The sequence below is a fragment of the Streptomyces palmae genome (assembly GCF_004684805.1).
Classification (GTDB): Bacteria; Actinomycetota; Actinomycetes; order Streptomycetales; family Streptomycetaceae; genus Streptomyces; species Streptomyces palmae.
Genome location: NZ_SRID01000629.1, coordinates 1 through 1911 on the forward strand (window position 1 = coordinate 1; position 1911 = coordinate 1911).

Here is a 1911-nt window from a genome sequence, read left to right on the forward strand (position 1 = left end):
TCGGTGAGGAGATCCGGAGCCGGAGGCTCCAGTGGTGTGCGCGAGGGCACTACCGGGCCGGAGCTGGGGAAGCGCCGACTCGGCATCGCTCGCAGTCCCCTGCGAGCGGGGTGTATCTCTCATCTGCAGAAACCGTACGGCAGCGGCGGCCCGCCGGACAGGCGGATCACCCCTCCGACATGGCCCCCGCACATCTTCTTCACGCTGCCCCCGTTCTGCTTCCCGCACAGGATGACGCTACGCCACGCCTGGTCGCGGTCGGCGCGGCCCGGATCCCAAACGGGAGGGCCCGTACCGGCTCACCTGCCGGTACGGGCCCTCCGCGCCCTGTTCGCGCCCCTGCGGTGCCCCGGGCGGCCCTGAACGGCGCGCCCGGACTCCCGCCTCAGAGCTTCGCGAGCGCGCCCTCGATGATGTCCAGGCCCTCGTTGAGCAGGTCCTCACCGATCACCAGCGGCGGCAGGAAACGCAGCACGTTTCCGTACGTACCGCAGGTCAGGACCACCAGCCCCTCGGAGTGGCAGGCCTTGGCCAGCGCGCCGGCCGCCTCCGCGTTCGGCTCCTTGGTCGCCGGGTCCTTCACCAGCTCGATCGCGATCATGGCGCCGCGGCCGCGGATGTCGCCGATCACGTCGTGCTTCTCCTGCATGGCGCTCAGGCGGCCCTTCATGACCTCCTCGATGCGCTTGGCCTTCGCGTTCAGGTCCAGCTCGCGCATGGTCTCGATCGAGCCGAGCGCGGCGGCGCAGGCCACCGGGTTGCCGCCGTAGGTGCCGCCCAGGCCGCCGGCGTGCGCCGCGTCCATGATCTCCGCGCGCCCCGTGACGGCCGCCAGCGGTAGACCGCCCGCGATGCCCTTGGCCGTGGTGATCAGGTCGGGGACGATGCCCTCGTCCTCACAGGCGAACCACTGCCCGGTACGGCAGAAACCGGACTGGATCTCGTCGGCCACGAACACGATGCCGTTGTCGTTGGCGAACTTCACGATCTCGGGCAGGAAGCCCTTCGCCGGCTCGATGAAGCCGCCCTCGCCGAGCACCGGCTCGATGATGATCGCGGCGACGTTCTCCGCACCGATCTGCTTGGTGATCTGCTCGATCGCCTGGGCGGCGGCCTCCGGGCCGCAGTTCTCCGGGCCGGTCGGCCAGCGGTAGCCGTAGGCGACCGGGACGCGGTAGACCTCGGGGGCGAACGGACCGAAGCCCTGCTTGTACGGCATGTTCTTGGCGGTGAGCGCCATGGTCAGGTTCGTCCGGCCGTGGTAGCCGTGGTCGAAGACCACGACCGCCGTGCGCTTGGTGTACGCGCGGGCGATCTTGACCGCGTTCTCCACCGCCTCGGCGCCCGAGTTGAACAGCGCCGACTTCTTGGCGTGGTCGCCCGGCGTCAGCTTGGCCAGCTCCTCGCACACCTCCACGTAGCCCTCGTACGGGGTCACCATGAAACAGGTGTGGGTGAAGTTCGCCAGCTGCGCGGAGGCGCGGCGCACCACGGCCTCGGCGCTGGAACCCACCGAGGTCACGGCGATGCCGGAACCGAAGTCGATCAGCGAGTTGCCGTCCACGTCCTCGATCACACCGCCGCCCGCGCGCACGGTGAACACCGGCAGCGTGGAGCCCACGCCGCCCGCCACCGTGGCGCTGCGGCGCGCCTGCAGCTCCTGCGACTTCGGGCCGGGGATCGCGGTGACGACACGGCGCTCCTGGGGGAGGGACGGGCCTCCGGACAGTTCGGTCATGGGGTGCTCCAGGGGAAGAACAGGTGGTTTCACTCGCAGGCTAGGGGTGCGGCGCCGCCACGGGCATGTTCCGTTCGGGAGCACTGGGCGCGTGGCGTTGTCCTTGGCGGATATAGCGACGGGGGGAACGGGGGCCGCTGGGTGAGGCGCGCGGGACGGTGAGGCGGGGTGGC

At 70.6% G+C, this 1911-nt stretch carries 1 protein-coding gene and 1 pseudogene; both read right to left on the minus strand.

The annotated features are described in order from the left end of the window. Nucleotides 1–123, minus strand: a pseudogene (locus E4099_RS34705) (phosphatase PAP2 family protein); the annotation flags it as partial. Between the two features lie 262 nt (nucleotides 124–385). Further along, the gene (gabT, locus tag E4099_RS31640) at nucleotides 386–1738 is read right to left on the minus strand and encodes a 4-aminobutyrate--2-oxoglutarate transaminase (protein WP_135342530.1); all 1353 of its coding nucleotides are present in this window, start codon (nucleotides 1736–1738) and stop codon (nucleotides 386–388) included. Between the last annotated feature and the right edge of the window lie 173 nt (nucleotides 1739–1911).

Coding starts and splice junctions, on each gene's coding strand:
- gabT (WP_135342530.1), bottom strand. CDS start 1,738: ATGACCGAACTGTCCGGAGGCCCGTCCCTCCCCCAGGAGCGCCGTGTC.